The sequence below is a fragment of the Frigoribacterium sp. Leaf44 genome (genome assembly GCF_001421865.1).
Classification (GTDB): Bacteria; Actinomycetota; Actinomycetes; order Actinomycetales; family Microbacteriaceae; genus Frigoribacterium.
The window spans coordinates 222,101-246,911 of record NZ_LMLG01000001.1; the positions used below are offsets into that span (position 1 = coordinate 222,101).

21 protein-coding genes are annotated in these 24,811 nt (G+C 72.1%); 12 read left to right on the forward strand and 9 right to left on the reverse strand.

Annotation, left to right across the window (positions count from 1 at the left end; all coding sequences use genetic code 11):
* The first annotated feature begins 556 nt into the window (after positions 1–556).
* Positions 557–2,257: an Ig-like domain-containing protein gene (locus tag ASE87_RS01075; protein WP_056225262.1), complete on the forward strand. Its 1,701-nt coding sequence runs from the start codon at positions 557–559 to the stop codon at positions 2,255–2,257.
* A gap of 112 nt (positions 2,258–2,369) precedes the next feature.
* Complete coding sequence (locus ASE87_RS01080; protein ID WP_342212154.1) at positions 2,370–3,062, forward strand: endonuclease/exonuclease/phosphatase family protein; 693 nt, start codon at positions 2,370–2,372, stop codon at positions 3,060–3,062.
* A gap of 149 nt (positions 3,063–3,211) precedes the next feature.
* On the opposite strand, the gene ASE87_RS01085 is transcribed toward ASE87_RS01080, so the two are convergent.
* Positions 3,212–3,490, reverse strand: coding sequence for a hypothetical protein (locus ASE87_RS01085; protein ID WP_043596376.1), 279 nt, complete (start codon positions 3,488–3,490; stop codon positions 3,212–3,214).
* A 332-nt stretch (positions 3,491–3,822) separates the two neighbouring features.
* Here ASE87_RS01085 and ASE87_RS01090 point away from each other — a divergent pair, with 332 nt between their 5' ends.
* Entirely contained in the window at positions 3,823–4,662 is an 840-nt protein-coding gene (locus ASE87_RS01090; protein ID WP_056225265.1) for an aldo/keto reductase, read from the forward strand.
* A 174-nt stretch (positions 4,663–4,836) separates the two neighbouring features.
* Positions 4,837–5,601 carry a Pr6Pr family membrane protein gene (locus ASE87_RS01095; RefSeq protein WP_052505377.1) on the forward strand — a complete coding sequence of 255 codons (765 nt, stop codon included), beginning with the start codon at positions 4,837–4,839 and terminating at the stop codon, positions 5,599–5,601.
* On the opposite strand, the gene ASE87_RS01100 is transcribed toward ASE87_RS01095, so the two are convergent.
* Together ASE87_RS01100 and ASE87_RS01105 are read right to left on the reverse strand one after the other, a co-directional pair.
* Positions 5,532–7,046: an FAD-dependent oxidoreductase gene (locus ASE87_RS01100; protein WP_056225268.1), complete on the reverse strand. Its 1,515-nt coding sequence runs from the start codon at positions 7,044–7,046 to the stop codon at positions 5,532–5,534. The two genes, ASE87_RS01095 and ASE87_RS01100, sit on opposite strands and share 70 nt — an antisense overlap.
* Before the next feature lie 110 nt (positions 7,047–7,156).
* Complete coding sequence (locus ASE87_RS01105; RefSeq protein WP_043596371.1) at positions 7,157–7,954, reverse strand: alpha/beta fold hydrolase; 798 nt, start codon at positions 7,952–7,954, stop codon at positions 7,157–7,159.
* A gap of 387 nt (positions 7,955–8,341) precedes the next feature.
* Between ASE87_RS01105 and ASE87_RS15975 the strand changes: the two genes are divergently transcribed.
* Entirely contained in the window at positions 8,342–9,199 is an 858-nt protein-coding gene (locus ASE87_RS15975; protein WP_235472160.1) for an NAD(P)H-hydrate epimerase, read from the forward strand.
* Positions 9,200–9,976: 777 nt separating this feature from the next.
* Entirely contained in the window at positions 9,977–10,624 is a 648-nt protein-coding gene (locus ASE87_RS01115; protein WP_137847335.1) for a hypothetical protein, read from the forward strand.
* A 91-nt stretch (positions 10,625–10,715) separates the two neighbouring features.
* Here the strand turns inward: ASE87_RS01115 and ASE87_RS01120 are convergent, their stop codons facing one another.
* The 4 genes from ASE87_RS01120 to ASE87_RS01140 all read right to left on the reverse strand — a co-directional run bounded on the left by ASE87_RS01120 (position 10,716) and on the right by ASE87_RS01140 (position 16,578).
* Entirely contained in the window at positions 10,716–12,200 is a 1,485-nt protein-coding gene (locus ASE87_RS01120; RefSeq protein ID WP_056225277.1) for an MFS transporter, read from the reverse strand.
* Between the two features lie 894 nt (positions 12,201–13,094).
* Positions 13,095–14,618 (reverse strand): DHA2 family efflux MFS transporter permease subunit, encoded by a 1,524-nt coding sequence (locus ASE87_RS01130; RefSeq protein WP_369813984.1) that lies wholly within the window; start codon positions 14,616–14,618, stop codon positions 13,095–13,097.
* Positions 14,619–14,740: 122 nt separating this feature from the next.
* A complete protein-coding gene (locus ASE87_RS01135) occupies positions 14,741–15,619 on the reverse strand; it encodes an ABC transporter permease subunit (RefSeq protein ID WP_056225283.1) in 879 nt (292 codons plus the stop codon).
* Complete coding sequence (locus ASE87_RS01140; RefSeq protein ID WP_043593111.1) at positions 15,616–16,578, reverse strand: ABC transporter ATP-binding protein; 963 nt, start codon at positions 16,576–16,578, stop codon at positions 15,616–15,618. Before ASE87_RS01140 ends, ASE87_RS01135 begins: the two co-directional genes overlap by 4 nt.
* 163 nt (positions 16,579–16,741) lie before the next feature.
* On the opposite strand from ASE87_RS01140, the gene ASE87_RS01145 reads away from it, so the two are divergent.
* The 3 genes from ASE87_RS01145 (at position 16,742) to ASE87_RS01155 (ending at position 19,283) form a co-directional block, all read left to right on the forward strand.
* The gene (locus ASE87_RS01145; protein WP_231567026.1) at positions 16,742–17,476 is read left to right on the forward strand and encodes a DedA family protein; all 735 of its coding nucleotides are present in this window, start codon (positions 16,742–16,744) and stop codon (positions 17,474–17,476) included.
* On the forward strand, positions 17,473–18,192 hold the full coding sequence (locus ASE87_RS01150) for a nucleoside/nucleotide kinase family protein (protein ID WP_157489624.1): 720 nt from the start codon (positions 17,473–17,475) through the stop codon (positions 18,190–18,192). Before ASE87_RS01145 ends, ASE87_RS01150 begins: the two co-directional genes overlap by 4 nt.
* A 422-nt stretch (positions 18,193–18,614) precedes the next feature.
* A complete protein-coding gene (locus ASE87_RS01155) occupies positions 18,615–19,283 on the forward strand; it encodes a histidine phosphatase family protein (RefSeq protein WP_056225286.1) in 669 nt (222 codons plus the stop codon).
* Between the two features lie 76 nt (positions 19,284–19,359).
* On the opposite strand, the gene ASE87_RS01160 is transcribed toward ASE87_RS01155, so the two are convergent.
* Positions 19,360–20,637 (reverse strand): FAD-binding protein, encoded by a 1,278-nt coding sequence (locus tag ASE87_RS01160; RefSeq protein WP_056225290.1) that lies wholly within the window; start codon positions 20,635–20,637, stop codon positions 19,360–19,362.
* A gap of 81 nt (positions 20,638–20,718) precedes the next feature.
* Entirely contained in the window at positions 20,719–21,894 is a 1,176-nt protein-coding gene (locus ASE87_RS01165) for an ABC transporter permease (protein ID WP_056225294.1), read from the reverse strand.
* A gap of 108 nt (positions 21,895–22,002) precedes the next feature.
* On the opposite strand from ASE87_RS01165, the gene ASE87_RS01170 reads away from it, so the two are divergent.
* The 3 genes from ASE87_RS01170 to ASE87_RS01180 all read left to right on the forward strand — a co-directional run bounded on the left by ASE87_RS01170 (position 22,003) and on the right by ASE87_RS01180 (position 24,739).
* Entirely contained in the window at positions 22,003–22,443 is a 441-nt protein-coding gene (locus ASE87_RS01170; RefSeq protein ID WP_043593105.1) for a MarR family winged helix-turn-helix transcriptional regulator, read from the forward strand.
* Between the two features lie 366 nt (positions 22,444–22,809).
* Positions 22,810–24,174 (forward strand): M23 family metallopeptidase, encoded by a 1,365-nt coding sequence (locus tag ASE87_RS01175; RefSeq protein ID WP_137847341.1) that lies wholly within the window; start codon positions 22,810–22,812, stop codon positions 24,172–24,174.
* A gap of 40 nt (positions 24,175–24,214) precedes the next feature.
* Positions 24,215–24,739: a GNAT family N-acetyltransferase gene (locus ASE87_RS01180; RefSeq protein WP_043596225.1), complete on the forward strand. Its 525-nt coding sequence runs from the start codon at positions 24,215–24,217 to the stop codon at positions 24,737–24,739.
* The last annotated feature ends 72 nt before the right edge of the window (positions 24,740–24,811 follow it).

Here is a 24,811-nt window from a genome sequence, read left to right on the forward strand (position 1 = left end):
CGAAGGCGACCACCGCCTCCTCCCGTCCGCCCAGTCCCGCCGCGTCTCCACCCGCCCTCCCCGCTCACCGCTCCCTGAGATGCCCAGCCCCTGAAGTCGGCAACTCCTGCCTGGTGCTGCGGCGTGGCCCGTCCGCCCGGGTGTCCCTGTCCGCGGTGCGTCAGGAGGCAGGAGTTGTCGGCGGTGCGGCGTCCGTGTCGGCAACTCCTGCCTGGTGCTGCGGCGTGGCCCGTCGGCCCGCGTGTCCGGGTCCGCGGTGCGTCAGGAGGCAGGAGTTGCCGACAGGCAGAAGGACCCCGCACTGCGCGACGGTCGTCCCCCGTCACGGGCCGGTCGTCCCCCGCAGCGGGTGGCTCGGGGGACCCTCGGCGTCGCCCGTTCCTCGTCCGGGTGATCTGTCCCCCGAATGGTGGACACTGCCAGGACCCCGGCCCTAGTTTGGGTGTCACCCGAGACGTGACGATCCCTGTTCACCCGACCCCGGCGCCGTACCCGAACACGGCGCCGGGGGAGCAGGTCGAGGCGCGCGTCTACCCCACCCGAAAAAGGCACCACCATGCACTCGCTCACCCTCGCGGGGTCTCCCCGTCGCGGGCGGAGGGCCCTGCGCCTGTCCGCCGCGCTGCTCGCCACCCTCGCCCTCGCCGGCACCGCCGCCCTGACCGGGACCGCTGCCCCGGCCCGGGCCGCCGAGATCGACGGTGCCATCACGGACGTGACGGTGACCCCGACCGCGCCGCGACAGGGCACCCAGCTCACCACCACGATCGCCTGGGAGGTGCCGGACGACACCAAGACCGGTGACACCTTCACGCTGACGCTCAGCGAGCACCTGAAGAACCTGCCCACCGACTTCGCGCTCCGGGACCCCGCCACCGGTGCGGTCGTGGCAGAGGCCACCGTCGTCGGGACGCGCCCCTACGTGGTCACGTTCACGATGACCAGCTACGCCGAGAGCCACCTCAACGTCAGCGGCAAGGCGTTCGTCAAGTCGGACTTCGAGGGTCGCACCACCCCCTCGGGTGTCCCCACGCCGTTCACGTCGACGACGAACGACGGCCGCGACTTCACGACCGTGGTCACGCCGACCGGTGTGATGCGCGGCCTCGACCAGCCCACCAAGTACGGCACGTACACCGCCGCCGACCAGGGCCGCTCCACGGCCGCCCGCTTCCTCACCTGGCACGTCCTCACCCCGCTCGGCGCATTCGACTCGGCCACGACGACGGACACCGTCCCCGCCGGCCAGATGTGGACCTACGACTGCGACACGCTGGTCTTCGACTCGATCCGCGTCAAGACCGACGGCAGTTTCGCCGCCCCCCTCGCCGTCACCCCGACGTCGTACACCTGCTCGCCCGCCGGCTACACCGTGAGCTGGGGCCCCCAGGTCGTCAACGTGCAGGACCGCGTCAGCATCGCCGTGAGCCTCCCCGCGCCGACCGGCACCGCCACGGCCGCCCAGACCTTCACCAACAGTGCGACGGTGTCGACCGTCGTCGGGGGCGTCACCACCACCGGTGCGGTGAGCTCCTCCAAGACCCAGGCCTCGGCCGGTGGAACGGGCAGCGGAGACGTCCCCGACTCGGCCGTGACCATCACCAAGGACGACGCCGCGGGCAACGCGGCCGACACCGCGGCCACCGCCGTCGTCCTCTCCGACGGGACCGCCTCGCTGGCCTACCGCGTGACCAACACGGGTGCCGACGCGCTCGCCGACGTCACGGTCGCCGACGAGGTCCTGGCCAACGGCACCGTCGACGGTCTCAGTTGCGACTTCGCGCCCCTCGGCGGCCCGTCGACCGGAGTCACGTGGGCCGGCCCGTTCGCGGTCGGAGCCTCCTTCGACTGCACCGCCGCCCTGACGGGTGTCACGGCCGGTGACGTCGACCACCACGACGTCGGCACCGTGACGGCCCGTGGCATCGAGTCCGGCCAGGCCGTGTCCGCCTCGAACGCCTGGTTCGCCCGAGTCGCCGCCGCGGCCGCCACGCCCACCACGCCGACGACCTCGCCGACGACGAACCCTGCCGCGCTCGCGGCTCCCGTGGCGGGTCCCACCGCCCCGGCCGTGTCGACGCCTCGACCCGCCGCCACGGCCACGGGTCTCGCCTTCACCGGAGCCGAGCTGGCCGGTCCGGTCGCGCTGGCGGCCCTGCTCACCCTGCTCGGTGCCGCGCTCGTCGTCTCCACCCGTCGCCGCGCGGCCCGCGCCGCGCTCACCGGTGACGCCGACCGCACACACCGCGGCGAGTAACCGTTCGACGAGGGGTGCCGGGTTCGGCGGACGTCAGGTCCGCCGCACCCGGCACCCCCCGTTCGTCCAACCTGCACATGCCCGAAACAGACGTGGACTAGGTTCGCTACTCGTGACAGAACACAACGGACACACGATGCGCGTCGTCAGCTACAACCTGCGCGAGCACACGGCCAAGGGCGAGATCCGGTCGCTCGCCGAGGACAACGACGCCGACGTGCTCTGCCTCCAAGAGGCCGACACCAAGGACATCCCCGCCGAGTTCGGCGAGTTCGCCCTCGCGGCGTCGACCCACAACAACCGTCTCGGGCTCGCGGCCTACTACCGCCGCTCCCGGTTCGAGTTGTTGGGGACGAACGTCTACGCGCTCAAGAAGTCGATGCACGACCGCGTCATGTCGCCCGCTCACGAGCGCCTGCTGGCCATGCACCTGGCCGACCGCCAGAGCGGACGCGACGTGTTGATCGGCTCGTTCCACGCCGCTCCGCTCACGGCCACGAACGCCCTGCGCAAGAAGCAGGTCGAGTCGGCGCACCGTCTGATGCGTGCCCTGGCGCCGGGCGTGCCGATGCTCATGGTCGGCGACTTCAACTACCCGTGGTTCCACGGCGGTCTGCGCAAGCACATCGAGCGCGACGGCTTCGTGCTGACCCGCAGCTCGACGCCGACCTACCTCGGCTACAAGTACGTCAAGGGCCACTTCGACTTCGCGACGAGCTACGACCTCAAGATCGAGGACGTCGTCACGCTCCCGGCCGGCGTCAGCGACCACCGGCCGATCCTGGTCCGCGCCCAGGGGCTCTGACCCCGGCGTTCCCGGACAGCACGACGGGCCCGGTCACCTCTCGGTGGCCGGGCCCGTCGTCGTGGTGCCGGGGTCCGCAGGAGGCGCGGTGCGGCCGACGGCCTCACCGCGCCTCCTCGGGTCGTCGCGCCCTCGGGCGTCGCGCCGGACTAGGCCGCGAGGGCGAGCTCGCGGGCCTCGACCGACGAGGCCTGCACGATCGTGCGGCTCGGCTCGTGACGCCAGCTGCGGCCGGGGATGACCCAACCGGCGGCGCCGTCGACGACGACGGAGGCACCGACGCGCACGGCGGCCGTGACGTCGTCGCGCCAGGCGCGGACGGCGAACTCGGTGCCGCGGTCGTCGACGACGACGAACTCGACGAGGCGGGCGGTGGTCAGGGTGGGCGCGGTCGTGACCGTGCCGGTGATGCTGATGATGTCGTTCATGATGCTCGATTTCGATGTGTGCTCTGTGTTGCGACAGAATCCGTGGCACGAGGCGCCGGGTGGGCGCTCGTGGTCCGCCTGACGGCGGTGGTCGGGCCTGCGATGACGGCGGCCGGAGAAGTAGGGCAACGATGATCGGTGGTCATCGTGCGCATCCGGCGAGGTCGTCTCGCGAGGCTTTTCGGGCGGTGCACCGGTGTGGACTCGGTCGGCACCGCACGGGAACCCTCTGAGAAGAGAGCCCCAAGCGACTCATGACTGTAACACGCCCGGGGTACGCGCACCAGTGCTTCCTCGGAAGAAGTGACAGGGGTGAGTGGTTGGCTCTACACATGACCACGATCCCCACCATCACCCTGAACAACGGAATCCAGATCCCCCAGCTCGGGTTCGGCGTCTACCAGGTCGACCCGGCCGAGACGAAGGACGCCACCCTCACCGCGTTCGAGGTCGGCTACCGCCACATCGACACCGCCGAGATGTACGGCAACGAGGCGGGCGTCGGCGAGGCGATCGCCGAGAGCGGCATCGACCGCAGCGAGATCTTCGTCACCTCGAAGCTCAACAACGGCTTCCACAAGCGTGACGACGCGTTGAAGGCGTTCGACGGCACGCTCGACGCCCTCAAACAGGACTACGTCGACCTGTTCCTCATCCACTGGCCGCTGCCCGGCATCGACGTCGACTACGTCGAGACCTGGAAGGCCCTGGAAGAGATCTACGCCAGCGGCCGTGCGAAGTCGATCGGCGTCTCGAACTTCCAGCAGCCCCACCTCGAGCGCGTCCTCGACGAGGGTTCGGTCGTGCCGGTCGTCAACCAGATCGAGGTGCACCCGTACCTGACACAGGACGCACTGCGCGAGTTCGGCGTCTCGAAGGGCATCCACACCGAGGCCTGGTCGCCCATCGCCCAGGGCGGCGTCCTCAAGGACGAGACCATCACCGAGATCGCCGAGCGCGTCGGCAAGTCGACCGCCCAGATCACGCTGCGCTGGCACATCCAGCGTGGCGACATCGTCTTCCCGAAGTCGGTCACCCGGTCGCGCGTGGAAGAGAACTTCGACCTGTTCGACTTCGAGTTGACCGATGCCGACGTCGCCGCGATCACCGCCCTGAACAAGGACGAGCGCACCGGCCCGAACCCGGACGAGTTCAACTACATCCCCAGCTGATCCCCTGATCGGCACGGTGTCGCACTCCGGTGCGACGCCGAGGCACCCGAGGCCGGGCCCGAACGTCGCCACGACGCACGGGCCCGGCCTCGGCACGTCGGGCGTCCGGTGGGCGCCTAGTACGATCGACGTTTCCCCAGACCACAGCCGACCAGACCCGGAGGGCGTGACACGGTGCGACGGTTCGTCGGCGTCCTACGCCTGCTCGCGGCCGCCGTCGGCGTCGTCGCCCTCGTCGCCGACTTCGTCTACGTGCTCGGGTTCAGCACCTTCAGCTCGATCAACTACTTCAGCTACTTCACGCAGCAGAGCAACATGGCGAACGTGGTGGTGCTCGCCTTCGCGGGCGTCGTGTCGTTGCGCGGGCGACGCGAGCCCGGCTGGTTCGCGGGAGTGCACGCCCTGGTCAGCACCTACGTCATCGTGTCGGGCATCGTGTTCGGCATCATCGTCGCCGAGTCGGCCAGCCACAATTACCGCATCGAGGTGCCCTGGTCGAGCCAGCTGCTGCACTTCGTGATCCCGACGTTCGTGCTCGTCGACTGGGTCCTCGGGCCCGACCGGCCGCGGGTGCGCTGGCGGGTGCTGTCGGTCGTGCTGGTCTTCCCCCTGGTGTGGGGAGTCTTCACGATCGTCCGCGGGGCCGACGTCGGCTGGTACCCGTACTTCTTCCTCGACCCGGCCCAGGTGACCTGGCCGGGCGAGTTCCTGCTCTACAACGGCATCGCCCTGGGCACGATCGTCGGCGTCCTCGTCGCTCTCGTCGCACTCAGCCATGTGCGGCCGCACGCACGGGCCCGGCAGGGTGGCGGGGCCTCGTCGACGACGCGCACCGCGCCTCCTGCGGTCGACGGACCAGGAGGCGCGGGTCAGGACGTCGGGTCGGCCGTCGGTTCGTCGGTGGGCTCGGGGGACCCGGCCGCGACGAGGTCGAGGTAGGGCGCCAGGCTCTGCATGGCCGCCGCCACCGCCGCGTCGTCGTCGAGGGCGTCGACCTCGGTCGCCGCGCCACCGCCCGTCAGTGCGACCAGCACGGGGGCTCCCGTGGCCGGCATCAGGTTGACGAAGAGCCGGTAGGGCGCGTCGTCGTCGAGCACGGCCCAGACCGTGGCCTGGGTGGACCAGAAGGCCTCGTCGAATCGCAGCCAGAGCACCTCGCGCGTGCCGACGCCGAGCGCCTCGATCGCGTCGGCGTGGGTGGACGGCAGTTCGGGTGAGAACTCGGGGACGCCGGTCTTCAGCACCCCCAGGGGGATCGTCGACACGGCACGGTCGACCGAGAGCGACTCGCCCGTGGCGAGTCGCAGCCCGACGCCCTGGTCGCCGTACTGCACACGGACGACGTTGCTGTCGCGGAGGACGTCCAGGCCGTCGAGCAGTCCGGCGACGAAGCTCGACAGGCCACCCGTCACCACGGTGGCGCCGGTGGGCAGCAGGTCGCGTGCGGGGTCGTCGCCGAGGCTCGAGACCGCGAGATCGTCGGCCTCGGCGCCCCAGCGAGCCGGGAGGAGGGCGTCGAGCACGAGGGCGAGGCGGTCGGCGTCCGAGACGCCGTCGGGACCGGGCAGAGTCGAGGCCTGGTCGGCCCCGGACCCGACGAGGGCGTCGGTGACGCTCGTGCCGGAGTCGGCGTCGGTCGTGGTGGAGCGCGCGGCCGCCCAGGACGCGGCCTGGCCGAGACGGTCGGCCGCACCGCCGAGCGAGTCGACCGTGCCGTCGGAGGCCCGCACCTCGACGGTGGTGTCGAGCGGTCGGGTCCGGACCCGGGCGACGGCGAGGGCGGCCTGGAGGGCCACCGAATCGGGGCCCTCGAGCAGACCCACGCCGAGCTCGACCGGGTAGGGCCAGTCGTCGTCGTGCACGCTGTGGACCCGGCCTCCGACCCGGCCGCGGGCCTCGACGACGACGACGTCGTAGCCGCGCTCGACCAGGGAGCGCGCCGCGGTCGCCCCCGCGATGCCGGCGCCGATCACGGCGATGCGTTCGTCGGCCGCGGCGACCTCGGCGACCTGAGCCGCGACGTCGAAGCCCGACTGGCGGGCACCGTAGACCGTGCCGCCCATCGTCGAGGCGACGGCCTCACCGGCGAAGAAGAGCCGGTCGTCGAGCGGGGTGCCGAGCAACCGGCGGTCGGCGTCGGACGTTCCGGGGGTGAGGTGGCTCGTCGCCCCGCGCGAGTAGGGGTCGTCGGTCCACGAACTGCGGCGGAAGGCGGCGGGGACGATCGTGCCGGCCTCGGTCGGCGTCGGCGTCGGCGTCGGCGTGGTGGCTGACGGGATGGGGCTGGCCGTCGGCGTGGGGGACCCCGTCGTGCAGGCGGACAGCACGAGGATCGCGGCCCCCGAGACCGATCCCGTCAAGAACGCTCGCCGACTGATGCCCATGGTGCGTCCATTCTCGCAGCCGTCACGCGCGGGCGCGCGCCGGGGGTCGCCCTGGGGTGTCCTGTGCTCCGGCGCCGCGCCTCCCGGTCGACGACCCGGCGGGGCGTGGGTCAGGCGTCGACGGTCTCGAGGAAGGTGCGCAGCAGGTCGGTCACCTGGTCGACGGGCAGCAGCGACGAGGCGTGGTCCTGGCCGACGAGCGAGTAGAAGACGGCGGCGGGCATGCGGCGGGCGGCCTCCTGGGACTCGCGGTGGCGGTCGACGTCGCGCGTGCCGGCCAGCAGCAGCGTGGGGACCTCGACCGAGTCGAGCTGGGGGATGGTGAGGCCGCCACCCGTCTCGGCCGCGGTGAAGAAGGCGGCCAGGGCGATCGGATCGTCCTGCACGAAGGCCAGACGGGTCTCGGGGTCGATCGGACGGCCGATGGTCTCTCCCCAGCGATCGACGAAGCGGGCCATGCCGCCGGTCGTCAGGGCGTCGTGCCAGTCGGGCGTGAAGGTCGCACCGATGTTGCCGTTCATCGGGGCCCAGCTGCCCCCGATCGTGGTCAGCGTGCGGAGGCGCGAGGGCTCGTGCGCCGCGATCGACAGCCCGATGCGGGCGCCGAACGAGTACCCGACGTAGTGCGCGGGCTCGAGGCCGGTCGCCTCGAGCACGGCGCCGACGTCACCGCGGTGCAGGTCCATCGCGTACGACTCGGGATCATGGGGCTTGCCGCTCTTGCCGTGGCCGCGCATGTCGAGGGCGACCACCGTGAAGTCGCGCTGCAGGTCGCGCAGGTAGCCGAGGCCCCGCCAGGTGCCGCGCGAGAGGCCCGAACCGTGCACGAGCAGCAGGGGAGGGCCCTCGCCGTCGACCTCGTAGGCGATCTCGGTGCCGTCGACGGGGTTCGGGGTGGTCGCACGCATCCCGACAGTCTGGCAGCGCCGTGCAGCCCCTGCAGGTTGTGGTCGTAGTGCTCGCTGCGCTCGTTCTGCTCGTTCTGCTCGCTGCGTGGGGTGTCGGCAACTCCTCCTCGACGCCGCCCGCGCCTCCCGAGAGCGACACCACCGACCCTGGCGGCATCACAGCACAGGAGTTGCCGACCCGGTCGGTGCCTCGCGGGCTGGTCCGGCGTCGTGCCCGACGGAGGCGTCCGGGTGGCCCGGGGCTCTCGGCTCGGCGGAGGGGCCGCGGCTGCGCAGGCCCGGTCCTCCGGCGGAGGAGGGGAGGAGGCTGGACGCATGGTCGAGGCATGGACGGCGGCACAGATCCGCGAGGCGGAGCGCCCCCATCTGGAGGCAGGGGAAACCCTGATGAGGCGGGCCGCCGACGGACTCGCGGACGTCGTGCGCGAGATGGTGCGCGCCTCCTCGCGTTCTCGGGACGGTCGTGCGGGTCGGGTCCTGCTGCTCGTCGGAAGCGGCAACAACGGGGGTGACACGCTCTACGCCGGGGAGTCCCTCGCCCGCGAACTCGTACCGCAGGGCGGCGCGGTGACCGTGGTGCCGGTGGGGTCGCGGATGCACGAGGCCGCCCTGGCCGCGGCGCTCGCGGCAGGGGCCGTCCTCGACGACGTCGACGCGTGGTGCGATCCTGCGGTCGTGGCGGCAGCTCTGCCCGCGTACGACGTGGTGCTCGACGGACTGGTCGGGACGGGCTCCGACGGTGTGGGGCTGCGGGGGGACGCCCTGCGCGTGGTGCAGGCGGTGCTGCCGGTCGTCGGGGGTGCGACGCGGGGCTCGGGTGAGCGCACTGCGGCTGCGCCGGGGAGTGCGGGTGCGGCTCTTGCGCCGGGTGAGCGCACTGCGGCTGCGTCGGCGTCCGGGACGGCGCAGCCGCCGACGCCCGGGACGGCGCAGCCGGGGACGGGCGAAGGGACGAATGCAGGTGCGGGGTCGCACCCGGGTCGAGGTGCAGCTTCGGCGGGCGCTCCTGCGGCGCGTGCGGCACGCGTGGTCGCCGTCGACGTTCCGAGCGGCATCGGAGTGGATGACGGAGCGCTCCCCGATCCGCCCTTCGTACTTCCGGCGGACGTCACCGTCACGTTCGGCGGACACAAGGTCGGGCTACTCGTGGGCCCGGGCGCGGAGCGGGTCGGGCGCATCGTCCTCGTCGACATCGGCATCGGCGCCGACCTCGCGCGCATGCCACCGGCTGTCTCGTCCTCCTGATCCGCGTCCCGGCCTGGCCTGTCCTGTCCAGCCGCGTCCCGTCCCGTCCCGTCCTGTCCTGGCCTGTCCTGTCCAGCCCCGTCTCCCGCGTTTCATCCCGGGCCTCCGACCCTCTGCCGTCGCCACCCTTCGGCCCTGGACGGCAACTCCTGCCTGCTGCCGTCCCGAGGCCGTCCCATCCTGGTTTGGTCACGATGCGCGCGCCCCGTGCAGGAGTTCCCGGCACCTCCCCAGCACGGTCGGCAACTCCAGTCGACGGGCGGTGCCGGTCCGCCGGTCCCCGCGGGCCGCGCTCGGGTTCGGCAGGGGCCAGGAGTTCCCGGCGACATGCCCGCCGAGGTGGTGGAAGGCCGCACCGGTTCGGAGTCGTCTCGTCCCCAACGGGCTGCACCCGCCGTCCGTCCCCGACACGTGGCACCCGGGCGAGACGGTCACCGCGACTCGGACACGCTCGTGGACATGACCACCATCGCCGAACTGGTCTCGTCCGCTGGAGGGGTGCTCCACAAACGCGACCTGGTTGCCTCCGGGGCGACCGACCGACACCTCACCGCTGCCGTTCGATCGCGCAGCGTGAGCAGACCTCGGCGGGGGTGGTACTCGACGTGGTCGTCCCATGACCCCCGTTACATCGCGGTGGCCGTCGGTGGCCGACTCACGGGTGCGTCCGCCCTCCACCTGCTCGGAGCTTGGTCCTGGTCGTCGCGCCGACCACCCGTCACGGTGTCGGTGCCCGAGACGGCCTCGCGCCTCCGGAGGCGCCGAGGGGTCCGCGTCGTGTGGGACCCCGTCGAGTTGAGCGGCCGGGGTTCGACCTGGGCGGTCGATCCTCGCGACGCCCTGGCTCGTGCGGTCGTCGAGGCGCGATCCTTCGAAGACGCCGTGATCCTCGTCGACTGGGCGAGGGATGAGGGCATCGTCCACGACGATGACGACGCCGCCGAGGTGCTGTCCCGGAAGAGGGCGGACGCTGCCGGCCTTGTCGCATGGAGCGAAGGAGGCGCGGAGAGCATCCTCGAGAGCGCCGCCGGAACGAGACTTCGGCGCGCAGGACGTCATGTCGTGCGTCAGGTTCGCATCGAGGGGACGAACAAGATCATCGACATGGTGGTCGACGGGATCATCGGCTTCGAGACCGACGGACGAGCGCACCACGAGCGGCGCTTCGACGAGGATCGGGTCAAGGACGCGGACATCGCCCGCGAAGGTCGGATACCGTTCCGGGCCAGCGCCCAGATGGTGCGGGACAGATGGCGGTCGACGGCCGAGGCGATCGAGGCACTGGTCCACACTGCGGGCGGTACGCGTCCGGTCGAGGGTGCCTGCAACTCCTCATTGCCGCAGGTGCTCGGGCCCCGGGGCCGCAGACGCTGGCGCCTGGCGGTTCCTCGGTGGCGTACCGGTCAGGAATTGCCGGCGGGGTGATCTCGAGAGCAGCCAGCCCGGCCCCGCCGGGCTAAACCCGGCCCCGCCGGGCGCAACCCCGCCCGGCCCGGCCCGGCCCGGGACGGCCACGTCAGCGCCGCGGCGGCTCCTTCGACGCAGGGACGACCGAGAGGGGCGTGGTGATCGTCTCGAGCGACTTACGAGCCGCGTCGACCCCGAAGATCAGTGCGATGACGCCGCCGACGAGCATGACGCCGGCGCCCAGGAAGTACCCGCCCGTGAGTGGCCCCCGGTCGCTGCCGTCGCCGATGAGTGCGCCGTAAAGGCTCGGGGCCACGGCCCCGACGATCTGGCCGAGGGCGAAGAAGTACCCGATCACCTGGCTCCGCAGCTCGAGCGGGAAGATCTCGCTCACGGTCAGGTACGCCGACGAGGCGCCCGCCGAGGCGAAGAAGAACGAGACGCTCCAGAACGCGGTCTGCGTCGCGGCGTTCAGCACGTCCGCCTGGAAGAGAATCGCCGACACGGCCAGCACGGCGGCCGACACGGCGTACGTCAGGAAGATCATCTGACGCCGACCCCAGCTGTCGAACAGCGGCCCCAGCACGAGAGGTCCGAGCAGGTTGCCCACGGCGAAGATCAGGAAGAAGTACTGCGTGCTGCTGGGGCTCGTGCCGTAGAAGTTCTGCAACACGAGCGCGTAGGTGAAGAAGATCGCGTTGTACAGGAACGACTGCGTGATCATCATCGCGGCGCCGACGAAGGTGCGCTTCGGGTAGTCGTGTACCAAGGTGCGGATGATGGTGCCGAACCCGATCCGCCCCGCGGCGACCACCTCGATGGCCTGGTCGTCCGACACGGGGGTGAGGTGGCCGGTGCCCTCGTCCTTCTCGACGCGGGCCTCGATGTCGTCGACCGTCGCCTCGGCTTCCTTCTCGCGTCCGTGCGTCATCAGCCACCGTGGGCTCTCGGGGATGTGGCGGCGCAGGTAGATGATCGCGAGTCCGAGCACCGGGCCGATGAAGAACCCGATGCGCCAGCCGACGTTCTCGGCGAACAGGTTCGGGTCGAGCAGGAAGATGTTGGCCGTGGCGCCCAGGGCCGCGCCGCCCCAGTACGTCCCGTTGATGGCGATGTCGACGCGTCCTCGGTACTTCGACGGGATGAGCTCGTCGATCGCAGAGTTGATGGCGGCGTACTCCCCGCCGATCCCCGCCCCGGCGAAGAACCGGAACACGGCCAGGAACACGAAGTTCGGTGACAGGCCCGCGATGGCGCTCGCCACGAGGTAGATCGCCAGGGTCAGGATGAACAGCTTCTTGCGCCCGAGGCTGTCGGCCATCCGCCCGAAGATGAGTGCCCCGAAGACCTGGCCGACGAGGTAGATCGTGCCCAGCAGTCCGACCTCGGCTGCGGTGAGCCCCAGGTCGGCCTGGAACCCGGCCGACGCGACGATCTGGATCTCGAGCCCGTCGAGCACCCACGAGAACCCCAGGCCCACGACGATCGACCAGTGGAACCTCGTCCACGGCAGACGGTCCATCCGGGCCGGGACGAGGCTGCGCGTGCCTCCGCCCGAGGCGCCGTTCGGCGAGGTGGTGGGTGAGCTTGTCATGGGTCGGCCTCCCGGTGGTGCGTGACGACGGGTGCGCGGACTGCAAGTCTGCATGATCTGCACGTGCCAGGACGCTACTCGCGCTCGAAGCCCGTGTCCGCATCGGCCCGTACGTCGAGGAAGCAGCAGCCCCAGGAGGCGCGGGTCGGTAACGCAGGACCGCCGAGGAGGCGCGGGCCGGAAAGACAGGGACCCAGAGGCGGGGCTCATCCGGGGACAGGAGTTGCCGCCACCCGCACCCGCACCCGCAGGGGCTGAGGAGGTGCGTGTCGGTTACGCAGGACGGCCGAAGAGGCGCGGGACGGAAAGGCAGGGACCCGGAGGCGGGACGCGCCTCAGGGCAGGAATTGCCTGCACCTGCAGCCTCACCCGCACCCAGCGGTTCATGGGCGAACTGGTGGAGCACCGCAGTCGGCACCCGCAACCGCAGGGGCTGAGGGGGTGCGCGTCGGCAACGCAGGACCGGCGATGAGGTGCGGACCAGGAAGACAGGGACCCGGAGGCCGGGCGCGCCCCAGGACAGGAGTTGCCGTCACCCGCACCCGCACCCGCACCCGCAGCGGCTGAGGTGGCGCGGGCGCGGGTACGACGCCGGTGCCATCGGGCGGTCCGGGCACGGCATCACGCGGTTCGGGCCGTCGGTGCTGTGATGGTCCTCGACCTCACGGTCGATCGACACGGCGACGAGCTGCCGATGGTCGGCTCCTCCCCAGTGGAGGGCCGTGACCATCGGCAGCTCGAAAGTCGCGAATCACGAGGCGCCGAAGCGCACAGCGTCGACGCACGACGCACGATGCGCGTCCCGCGTCCCGCGTCGCGCGATGCGCGGCCCGCGTCGCACGATCCGCTTCCCGCGCCGTGCGCCGTGCGTCCCGCGCCGTGCGTCGCGGCAGGCTAGTGCGCGACGACCGGCTCGGCGCCCTCGACGACCGGCGGGCGCCGCACGAAGAACGACCCCACGACGGCGAACACCGAGATGATGGCCCCGACCAGGAACGCGGCGCGCACGCCGACTCCGGTCGCGGCGGCACCGGCACCGGACTGGCTGGCGGCCGCGGTGGCGGCGAGGGTCATCACGGTGACGAACACGGCGGTGCCGGCGGCGCCGGCCAGCTGCTGCACCGTGCCGACGATCGCGCTGCCGTGCGAGTACAGGTTCGACGGCAACGACCCGAGGCCCGACGTGAACAGCGGCGTGAACATGAAGGCCAGGCCGATGCTGAGGGCGACGTGGGCGGCGAGGACCATCGGGATCGGGGTGGACTCGGACACCGTCGACATGAACCACAGCACGGCGCTGACGAGGGTGGTGCCGGGCACGAGCAGCACGGTCGGGCCGTACTTGTCGAACAGGCGTCCCACGACGGGCGACAGCAGGCCCTGGACGAGACCGCCGGGCAGCAGCAGCAGCCCGGTGGCGAGCGGGTCGAGGCCGTGCACGTTCTGCAGGTAGATCGGCAGGACGATCAGGGTGCCGAACAGGGCGATCATGCCGACGCCGAGCACCGACGCCGAGATCGTGAAGGTGCGCGACGAGAACGTGCGCAGGTCGAGCAGGGCGCGGTCGCGACGCTGCAGCGAGCGCTGGCGCAGCACGAACGCGACGAGCGCGACGACGCCGACGGCCAGCGGCACCCAGGCGGGGACGGCGGCCTCGGCCCCCTCGCCGATCGAACTGAGCCCGAAGACGATGCCGCCGAAGGCGAAGGCCGACAGGATCACCGACGTGACGTCGAGGGGCACCTTCTTCGGCGTGGTGACGTTCTTGACGCGGGCGGCGCCGAGCGCGAGCGCGGCGAGGGCGATCGGCAGCACGAGGATGAACATGAAGCGCCACTCGAGCACGCTCAGGATGACGCCCGAGATCGTCGGACCGATGGCCGGGGCGACCGAGATGACGATCGAGATGTTGCCCATCGTGCGGCCGCGCGTGGCCGGCGGCACGAGGGTGAGCACGGTGGTCATCAGCAGCGGCATCATGATCGCCGTGCCCGAGGCCTGCACGACGCGTCCGAGCAGCAATACGCCGAAGCCGGGGGCGATCGCCGAGATGGCCGTCCCGAGGCTGAAGAGGCTCATCGCGGTGATGAACACCGGGCGGGTGTTGAAGCGCTGCAGCAGGAAGCCCGTGATCGGGATGACCACGGCCATGGTGAGCATGAAGCCCGTGGTCAACCACTGCCCCGCCGTGACGGTGATGTCGAGGTCTCGCGTGAGGCTCGGCAGGGCGACGCCCATGATCGTCTCGTTGAGGATCACGACGAAAGCCGACACGAGCAGCAGCCCGATGACGAGCTTGTTGCGCGCCTCGGTGCCGGCCTGGTCGCCGTCGGCACCCGCTGTCGCGGTGTCGCCGACTCGGCTCTCGCCGGCTCGGCTGTCGCCGACGGTCGTCGGGGGAGAGGGGTCGATGCTCAAATGGGGCTCCTCGGAGGTGACGGCGGGTATGCCTGTGCGTCCGAACGTACGAGACGGTCCGGTTCTTCCCGATCCGTCACGAACGCCCCGACGTCACCCCGAGGAGGCGCGGTGCCGGTCGGTCAGACGTCGCGTCGCTTGACGAGCGCGAGCGCCAGACCGAAGAGCACCACGACCCAGCCGACGAGCACGAGCAGAGCGCTCCACGGCTCGAGGACGAGGGCTCCGTCCGGGCTGGGCAGGGCCACGGCCGACTGGCCGGAGACGACGTAGTCGTAGAGCCGGGCGGCGGCGTTCGGCGGGATGATCTCGGCCAGCGTGTACACCCACGCGGCGTCGACGAACGCCGTGAAGATCTGCACGATGATCGGCAGCACGAAGACCAGGCCGACCGAGGCCGCGATGGCACCGGCACCGTTGCGGATGATCGCCCCGAGCGAGAAGGCGATCATGCCGATGAAGGCGATCGAGGCCGCGGCACCGACCACGCTCCGCCAGAGGGCGCCGTCGCCGAAGTCGACCGTGATGTCGTTCGACGGCAGGATCGCGCTGTTGATCAGCAGGGTCAGGACGAGGGCGACCAGCGACACCACGAAGAGCGTCAGCGCGACCACGACGAGCTTGGCGACGACCGCGGGCAGGCGCTTGGGCACCGTGGAGAAGGTCGACCGGATCATGCCCGTGCCGAACTCGCCGGTGATCACCAGGGCGCCCAGGATCGACGCGACGAGCTGGCCGAACACCACGCCGACCGAGACGGACTGCGCGACGATCTGCTGCTGTTGTTCGGTGCTGGCCTCGCCGGCCTGGAACAGGCCCGCGCTCAGGGCGAAGAGGGCACCGAAGCCGACGATGATGACGACCATGATCGACAGGCACCACCAGGTCGAGCGGAGCGTGCGCAGCTTGATGACCTCGCTGCGCAGCACGCCGCCGAAGGTGAGCTTCGAGGTCGGGCGCGCGGGTCGGTCGCGGTGACGGGTGGGGGTCGTGGCGGTCATCGGGTCGCTCCCTGGGGGGTCTGCGTGTCGGGGGCGACGTGGCTGCCTCGCGCCGCGCCTCCTGCGTGGTATTCGACGGAGTCCTGCGTGAGGGTCATGTACGCGTCCTCGAGCGAGCGGACCAGTGGGGTGAGCTCGTGCAGCACGACGCCGGACGAGGCGGCGAGGTCGCCGACCCGCTCGGCGGTGATGCCGCGCAGCTCGACGACGCCGGGCTCGACGGCCGTGACGGCGACGTCGGGCCCCTGCAGCAACGAGACGAGGTGGTCGGCGTGCGGGCTGCGGACGCGGACGGCGTCGCCCGAGGCCTGTGAGATGACGTCCGAGATGGGGGAGTCGGCGAGCACCTTGCCGCGCCCGAGCACGATGAGGTGGTCGGCGGTCTGCGCCATCTCGCTCATCAGGTGCGACGAGAGGAACACGGTGCGGCCCTCGCTCGCGAGGAAGCGGGCCAGGGTGCGCACCCAGACGACGCCCTCGGGGTCGAGGCCGTTGACGGGCTCGTCGAGGATGACGGTGGCCGGGTCGCCGAGCAGTGCGGCGGCGATGCCGAGGCGCTGGCCCATGCCGAGCGAGAACCCGCCGACGCGCTTCTTCGCGACCGATTCGAGGCCGGTCAGGGCGATCACCTCGTCGACGCGCTTCTTGCCGATGCCGTGGGTGGCTCCCATGGCGAGCAGGTGGTCGTGCGCGCTGCGACCGGTGTGCACGGCCTTGGCGTCGAGCAGGACGCCGACCTCGTGCAGGGGGGCCGCGTGGTCGGCGAACCGCTTGCCGTTGACCGTGACGCTGCCGCTGGTGGGGCGGTCGAGTCCGACGATCATGCGCATGGTGGTGGACTTGCCGGCGCCGTTCGGGCCGAGGAACCCGGTGACGAGACCGGGTCGGACCGTGAAGGTGGCGTCGTCGAGCGCGCGCTTGTCTCCGTAGATCTTGGTGAGGTTCCGGGCTTCGATCATCGCGTGCGTCCTGTCGTCGGCATGCTGAGGGGTGTCCGCATCGCCCCAGGCTAGGGGCGCGGTGCGCCCGGGGCATCCCCCGCCCGGCCGAGACCGGTGGATGCACGAGTGGTCCGCTCGGTGGACGCCGCGTCCCGGGGTCGACCCGTTACAGTCGTCCCTCGTGATCGCCGACACCCTGCTCGCCGCCCTGCCCGCCTCGACCGGTGGGGGGTTCGTCCTCTTCAACCCCGACGAGCTGCTGCCCGCCCTGGGGCCCTGGGCCCTCGCCGGCATCTCGCTGATGGTCTTCATCGAGTCGGGCGTGCTGTTCCCCTTCCTGCCCGGCGACTCGCTGCTCTTCACCGCCGGCGTGCTGCACGAGGCGCTGGGGCTGCAGGTCTGGGTGATCGCGCTCTGCGCCTTCGTCGCCGCGGTGCTGGGCGACCAGGTGGGCTACTTCCTCGGCAACCGATTCGGCCGCCGCCTCTTCACGGACGACGCGCGCATCCTGAAGACGGCCTACCTCGAACGTGCCGAGGCCTTCTTCGCGAAGTACGGCGGCACGAGCCTGATCCTCGGACGGTTCGTCCCGATCGTCCGCACCTACGTCCCTCTGGCGGCCGGGACCGCGGGCTACCGGTACCCGAAGTTCCTGCTCTTCAACGTGACGGGCGCCTTCCTCTGGGCCGTGGGCATGACGGTGCTCGGCTCGCTGCTCGGCGGCATCCCGTTCATCCGCGACCACATCGACGTGCTGGCGGTCGTGCTCGTCGTGCTGTCGGTCGTGCCGATCGCCCTGCACGCCCTGCTCGCCTGGCGCCGGTCGCGCCGCGAGGCCGCCCTGACCGAGCTGCGCACCGCCGACGTCGGCGACGACGACGGCACCCGTCCCGGCTCGGCCGGCCGCCCCGAGTGACCGTCGCACCGATCGGCTCGGTCGACGACCTCGTCTCCCGTGCCCTCGCGGTCCACGCCCGGACGCAGGAGGCGCGGCTCGGCTCCTCCGCGGGCCTCGCCTCGGCCGTCGGGTCGGCCCCGACGCCCGTCCGCACCCTGATCGGCGTCGCGGGTGAGCCCGGTGGCGGGAAGAGCACGGCGGCCGCGGCCGCCGTCGAGGGCCTCACGCGGGTCGGGGTGCGCGCCGTCGTCGTCCCCATGGACGGTTTCCACCTCGCCGGTGCAACCCTCGCCCGACTCGACCGTCTCGACCGCAAGGGAGCCATCGACACCTTCGACGCCGACGGCTACCTCGCCCTGCTCGAGCGGCTGCGGTGGCGGTCGGGGACGGTGTGGGCACCCGAGTACGTCCGGGGCGTCGAGGAGTCGATCGGCGGCGCGGTCGAGGTCGATCCGTCCGTCGAGGTCGTGGTCAGCGAGGGGAACTACCTGCTGGCCGAGCTCGCGCCGTGGCCCGAGGTGCGCTCGGCGTTCGACGAGGTGTGGTTCGTCGACACCCCGTCCGGGCTCCGACGCCGCTGGCTCGTCGACCGCCACGTCCGCTTCGGCATGACGCCCGAGGCCGCCGAGGCCTGGGCCGCCGGCCCCGACGAGGCGAACGCCCGGCTCGTCCGGGCCACCCGCGCCCGGGCCGACGTCGTCGTGGACGCCGGCCGCCTCTGGCCCGACGCCTGACCGCCCGGCCGCACCGCGCCTCCTCGCCTTCCGCCTCCCTGTCCCTGCCGCCGCCGCCGCCCGCGCGCTGAGCATTTCGCGACAGAGGCGCCGTGACATGCCGGTGCGGCACGGAGGTGAGCGGCGTGTCCCGGGGGAGTTGTCGGGTTCGGTACGTCGACGCGGCCGGCAACGGTCGGGAATGGCACAGGCGGAGGGGATGTGCGGGCCGGGATGTGCGCGCCGAGTCCAGGAGGCGCGGGCCGGGATGTGCGCACCGAGTCCAGGAGGCGCGGGCCGGGATGTGCGCGCCGAGTCCGGGAGGCGCGGGCCGGGACGTGCGCACCGAGTCCGGGAGGCGCGGGTCGCGTTCGTCGACCGACCGACCGGCTGACCGGCCGACCGGCCGACCGTGCCGGAGGTCCGCCCTAGGGTGGACGATCATGCGCCTGTTGTTGATCCGCCACGGTCAGACCCCCGACAACGTCGAGGGCAAGCTCGGCACCGTCGCCCCCGGCGTGGGGCTCACCGACCTCGGTCGGCGCCAGGCCGAGGCGCTGCCCACGGCCCTCGCCGACGAGACGGTCGGTGCGCTCGCGGTCAGCACGCTCGTGCGCACGCAGCTCACCGCGGCTCCTCTGGCCGCCGCCACGGGGCTGACGCCGACGGTGTTCGACGGGCTGCGCGAGGTGAAGGCGGGTGACCTCGAAGACCGCAGCGACGCCGCCGCGGTCACGGCCTACGTCGGCTGCGTCTTCTCCTGGGCGGAGGGTGACCTCGACGCGCGGGTGCCCGGATCGGAAGACGGGCACGAGTTCTTCGCTCGCTACGACGCGGCGCTGGCCGACCTGATCGTCGCGGGCGAGCGTGACGGTCACGAGACGGTCGCCGCCGTCAGCCACGGCGCGGCCATCCGCGCCTGGGTCGGGTCGCGGGCGGTCAACGCCGACGACGAGTTCATCCGGCACCACCTGCTCGAGAACACGGGCGTCGTCACGCTCGAGGGCACCCTCGATCGCGGCTGGCGCCTCCGGACCTGGCAGGGCCTGCCCGTCGGCGGTGCCGAACTGCTCGACCTCGACGCGGCCGATCCCACCGGCGAGTCCTACTGACCGTCGAGACGACCGTCGGTCCGGCACCGGGGCCGACTCTCGGTCCGACCCCCGATCCGGCGGCCGCCCGGCACGGCTAGGCGAGCAGGCGCTCGAGTGCCGGGCCGGAGAACTTGCCCTCGGGGTCGACCTCGTGGACGAGCGCGGCGAAGTCGGCCAGCCGGGGGTAGGCCTCGACGATCGCCGCGTGCGGCAGGGCCGACAGCTTGCCCCAGTGGGGGCGCGGGCTGAACGGTGCCAGCGCCTCCTCGATCCGGGGGATCAAGGCGGCGACCTCGGTGGGGTGCTTCTTCCAGGTGAACGCGATGGCCAGGCTGTCCTGCGGTGTCGGACTCAACCAGAGCGGGTCGCCCGCGACGGTGCGGGTCTCGCAGGTGTGCAGGTGCGGGCGCAGCTCGTCGCCGAGGTGTCGTACGGCGCGGAGTGCGGCCGCACCGTCCTCGAGGGCGACGAAGTGTTCGCTCTGCAGTTCGGAACCGACCGACGGGGTGGCGTCGATGCGGAAGTGCGGCAGCCGGTCGGCCCACGACCCCACGCTGCCGTCCATCGGGGTCGACTTCGTGCCGGTGACCTCGGCGTGCTCGTCGACGGGGGCGGGGCGGGCGCCCCACAGGTCACGGGGCATCGACACGTCGGCGAGGCCCTCGGGCACGCGCGACTTGACCAGCACCTCGCGGATGCGGTGGTCGAACTCGTGGAAGAAGCTGACGCTGTGACCGGCTCCCATGACGTCCGTCAAGTGGTCCTCGACGCTCGACCAGGGCAGGTCGACGTAGGTGTCCTGCCGCATGCGGAACCCGGGCTGGACGTCGAGGGTCACCCTGACCACCACGCCGAGGGCGCCCAGGGCCACGACGCTGCCGTCGAAGCCCTGCTGCCCACGACGGACGGTCCGGAGCGACCCGTCGGGCCCGACGATCTTGAGGGCCGACACCGCGCTCGACAGGCTCCCCAGGCCGAGTCCCGAGCCGTGGGTGCCGGTCGCGATCGCGCCACCCACCGAGATGTGCGGCAACGACCCCATGTTCAGCAGGGCGAGTCCGTGCCGGTCGAGGTGCTGCGCGAGGACGGCGTAGTTCGTGCCGGCCCCGACGGTGACGCTGTGGCCGTCGTCCGAGATCACGGGGTCGGCGGGCAACGCCGTGGTCGACACCAGCAGCCCCGGGCCGTCGGCCACGTCGCTGAACGAGTGGCGTGTGCCCAGCGCCCGGATGCGGGGGGCCCCGGCGACGAGTTCGCTCAGCTCGTCGACCGTGGTCGGCTGCACGACCCGGGTCGCCCCGTAGCTGAAGCTGTCGGCCCAGTTGCGCTCGTCGCGTCGGGGTGGCCGGAGGGTCTCGTGCGTCGTCGTCACCGGTCGAGTCTCGCACGCGCCCGCGACGCCTGCCGGGTCGGCCCGCGACGCCTGCCGGGTCGGCCCGCGCCCCCTGCCGGGTCAGGCCGCGATGCCCTCCTCGTCCTCGCGGACGGCCACGCGTTCGTTCGCGAGCCGGGTGCGGCGCACGCTCCAGAGATGGGTGAGTCCGGCGAGGGCGAGACCGGCTGCGAGCCAGAGCGAGAGCGTCAGCCCGGCCCGGCCCCAGCCCTGGCCGGGGAAGTACACGATCGACTGCGTGGCGTGCAGCCAGGCGGAGCCGTTCCAGAAGGCACCCAACGCCCCGAAGAAGGGCGGCACGAGCTGCGACGAGAAGACGCCGCCCGAACTGGTGAAGTTCAACATGACGAACAGCATGGTCAGGGCCGGCGTCGTCCAGTGGCGCAGCAGGGGGTGCAGGCCGATGCCGATCACGACGACGGCGGTGACGTACAACCAGCTGACGAGTGCCACGCCCCACAGGCCGGTCGTGACGATACCGTAGACGGGGCCGACGACGACGGTGCCTATCGCCGCGATCACGGCGGCCGTGACGACACCGGCGAGGAGGCGCGAGCCGAGTCCCAGCCGGGCGCTCGCCGCCGAGATGGCCGCGGCGCTCGCGTACGCGCCGACGCTCAGGGCGACGAGCAGGAAGAACAGTCCCTGTCCCGTTGGGTCGCCCTCGCCGCTCGGCACGACGTCGTCGACCTTCAGGGGCAGGCCGAGCTCGTAGGCGACCGGTCCGAACACCTTCTGCAGGACGCTCGCGGTCGTGTCGGACGCCGCGGACGAGACGTACAGGGTCGCGTCGGTGGCGCCGACCTCGAACGCACCCGAGATCTCGCGGTCGGTGATGAGCCTGCGCGCCGCGTCGGCGTCCGCGACGGTGCGCACGTCGAGGGCGTCCGGGTCGGCGTCGTTGAGCTGCTGGGCGAAGACCTCGCTCTGGGCCGAGCTGCCCACGACGGCGACGGGCACGTGGTGGGGGGTCGGGTGGCCGAAGGCGCCGAGGTAGGCGAGGGCCATGCCGGTGGCCAGGAAGAGGGGGATGAGCACGTGCAGGCCGAGGGACCGCCAGGCCGCGGCGTCGGGTCGCGGGCGGCGCACGGTCGTGGGCCCGGCGTGCTGGTGGCCGCGATGGAGGCGCGGGTCGGGTCGGTCGTCCCGCCCACGGAGAGGGTCGCCGCGGAACGAGTCGGGGTCGGGGCGCGCGCCGTCGTCCGGGCGGTGCAGGGTCAGGTCGGTGGTCGTCACGGGGCTCCTCGTGGTCGGGGGCGCCGTTGCCCGTCGGGTCTACAGTTGCAGTATGCAACACAATCGACCCCCTCGGTGTTCCCGACGGCACGCCGTTAGGCTGGCCCCGTGACGGACCAGCGGGGGCAGCAAGGCATCGACACGGTCTACTCGGAGCTCGAGACCGTGTCCCGACGGGCCGTCGCCCGCGCCCGGCACAAGAGCGCCCCGCTGTCGTTCGTCGAGCACTCGCTCGTCACCTTCATCGCGGCCCACCCCGGGTGCCGAGCCACCGACATCGCGGCGGACTTCGGCCTCAACCGGTCGACCGTCTCGCGCCAGCTCGGCGGACTCGTCCAGCTGGGCCTCGTCGAGCCCGGCGAGGGGGCCGCGGTCGAGGGGCGACGAGGGCAGGCGCTCACGCTGACCGTCCGTGGTCGTGATCTGCTCGCCCGGTCCGTCGACGCCAACCGGTCCGCTCTCGCCGACCGGCTCGAGGGGTGGACGGCCGCCGAGGTCGACGCGCTCGCCGCGGCGTTGCACCGTCTCAACTCCGCCTTCGTCGACTGACCCGGACGGCGCGTCCGGGTCCGTCCACCTCCGCGACCGGGTCCGTCGGCATCGGCGCCCGAGTCCGGTCCCCGGCGCCGGGTCCCGGCCCGCCCGGGCGATGCCTGTCGTCGTGGGCGACGGGTGTCGCCGACCCGCGCCTCCTCGTCATTCGGGGTACAGATCGTGTGACTCGTGTGACTGGAGTCGTGTCGTGCATCCCCCTGTGAACCCCCGACTGGGGACAAGCCGATGACGAGAAACCTTGATGTGCGGGTTTACCCTTCCCGTTTCCGCCCGTAGGCTGATCGGGTTCCCCACCCCCCGACGACCGTCGATCCGGCGCGTCCTGCGGGCTCGGGGCCGACCAGAGATAGGTGCTCCTCCGTGACTTCGCCCGTGACCCTGCCCCGCCGACAGGGCGTCGCCGCCGCCGTGGCGACGGTGCTGCTCAGCCTCACGCTCGTCGTGTCGGGCACGGTGCTCGGGGCCTCGCCCGCGCAGGCCGCTTCGTACCCCTCGTGGGACGACGTCCAGGCCGCCCGGTCGAGCGAGTCGGCCAAGGCCGCCGAGGTCAGCCGCATCCAGGGGCTGCTCGATCAGCTCGCGAGCGACGCCAGCACCGCCCAGGCCGAGGCCGAGCGTCTCGGTGCCGAGTTCGAGCAGGCCCAGGCCGACGCCGACGCCGGTGCCGCCAAGCTCGCCGAACTGCAGTCGCAGGCCGACGAGAAGGCCGCGGTGGCCGACGCCAGCGAGCAGCGCGCCGGTCAGGTCTCGGCCCAGCTCGCCCGCACGGGTGGCGGCAACGTGTCGTCGCAGCTCGTGGGCGACACCGAGCAGGCCGACGACCTCCTCTACCGGCTCGGCGCGATGAGCAAGCTCACCGAGCAGACCGACGGCATCCGTCAGCAGGCCGTGAACGACCGCAACGTGGCGCAGTCGCTGTCCGACCAGGCCAAGGTCGCCTCGGACGCGCTCGTGAAGCTACAGGGTGCCGCCCAGGTCTCGATGGACGAGGCGCAGGCCGCGTCCGACGCCGCCGCGGCCGCCGTCGCCGCCCAGCAAGAGAACGAGTCGCGCCTCCAGGGTCAGCTCGCCGTGCTGCAGGACCAGAGCCTGCAGACCGAGGCCGACTACGCCACCGGCGTCGAGGTCGCACGTCAGGCCGAAGAAGCCCGCAAGGCCGCGGCGGCCGCCGAGGCCGCCCGCCAGGCCGAGGCCCTCCGTCAGCAGCGCGCCGCGGCTGCCGCGGCCGCCGCCGCCCGGCCCTCGACGCCTTCCGCTCCCGCACCCGCTCCGTCGACCGGCGGCGGTTCGTCCGGTGGCGGCGGTGCCTCGACCGGCTCGGGCTGGGTGCGTCCCAGCGCCGGCTACATGTCGAGCGGCTACGGCATGCGCGTCAACCCGGTGACCGGCGTCTACCGCATGCACGACGGCATCGACCTGGCCCCCGGCTGCAACAGCCCCATCTATGCCGCGACCTCGGGCACGGTGACCTTCGCGGGCCTGACCGGCGGCTACGGCAACTACATCCAGATCAGCCACGGCGGAGGCGTCTCGACCGCCTACGGCCACATCGTCAACGGCGGCATCAAGGTGTCCCGTGGGCAGAGCGTCGTCGCGGGCCAGTTGATCGCGCTCGTCGGCTCGACGGGCAACTCGACCGGCTGCCACCTGCACTTCGAGACCCGCGTCGGCGGCGCCTCGACGAACCCCGTGCCGTTCATGTCGGCGCGCGGCGTCCGCCTGTAGCACGTCCACCGGGTCCCGCCCGAGGGGGCAGAATCGTCTGGTGACGAACACCGCTCCCTCCGCCCTGCCCCCGCTCCACCTCGAACGCGTCGCCTTCGACGACCCCCGTGCCGTCGCCCTGCGTGACGCCATGGACGCCGAGATGACCGTCCGCTACCACCGCGACGTCGTCGAGCCCGTCGCCGTCGTCGAGGCGCGGAACGCCGCCCTCACGGTCCACCCGTCGAACGTGTTGGCCACCGTGCTGGTGGTCGCCGACGACGGTGCCGACGGCGGCACGCCCGTCGGCCACGCCCTCGTGCAGAGCCGGGACGGCGAATGGGAGGTCAAGCGCGTGATCGTCGCGGACGGTCAGCGCGGCCGCGGCATCGGCCGACTCCTGATGGCCGAGCTCGAGACGGTCGCCCGCGAGGGCGGTGCGAGCCGACTCATCCTGCAGACCGGGGATCGCCAGCCCGACGCCGTCGCCCTCTACGAGAAGATCGGGTTCACCCGCATCCCGACCTACGAGCCCTACGTCACGACCATCCCGCAGTCGATCTGTTTTGAGAAGCCGATCGTCTGACGTCCGGCGGCCGACGCCGCCGAGGAGGCGCGGGTCGCCACGACGACGGAGGCGCGCCCCGGTCACGTGACC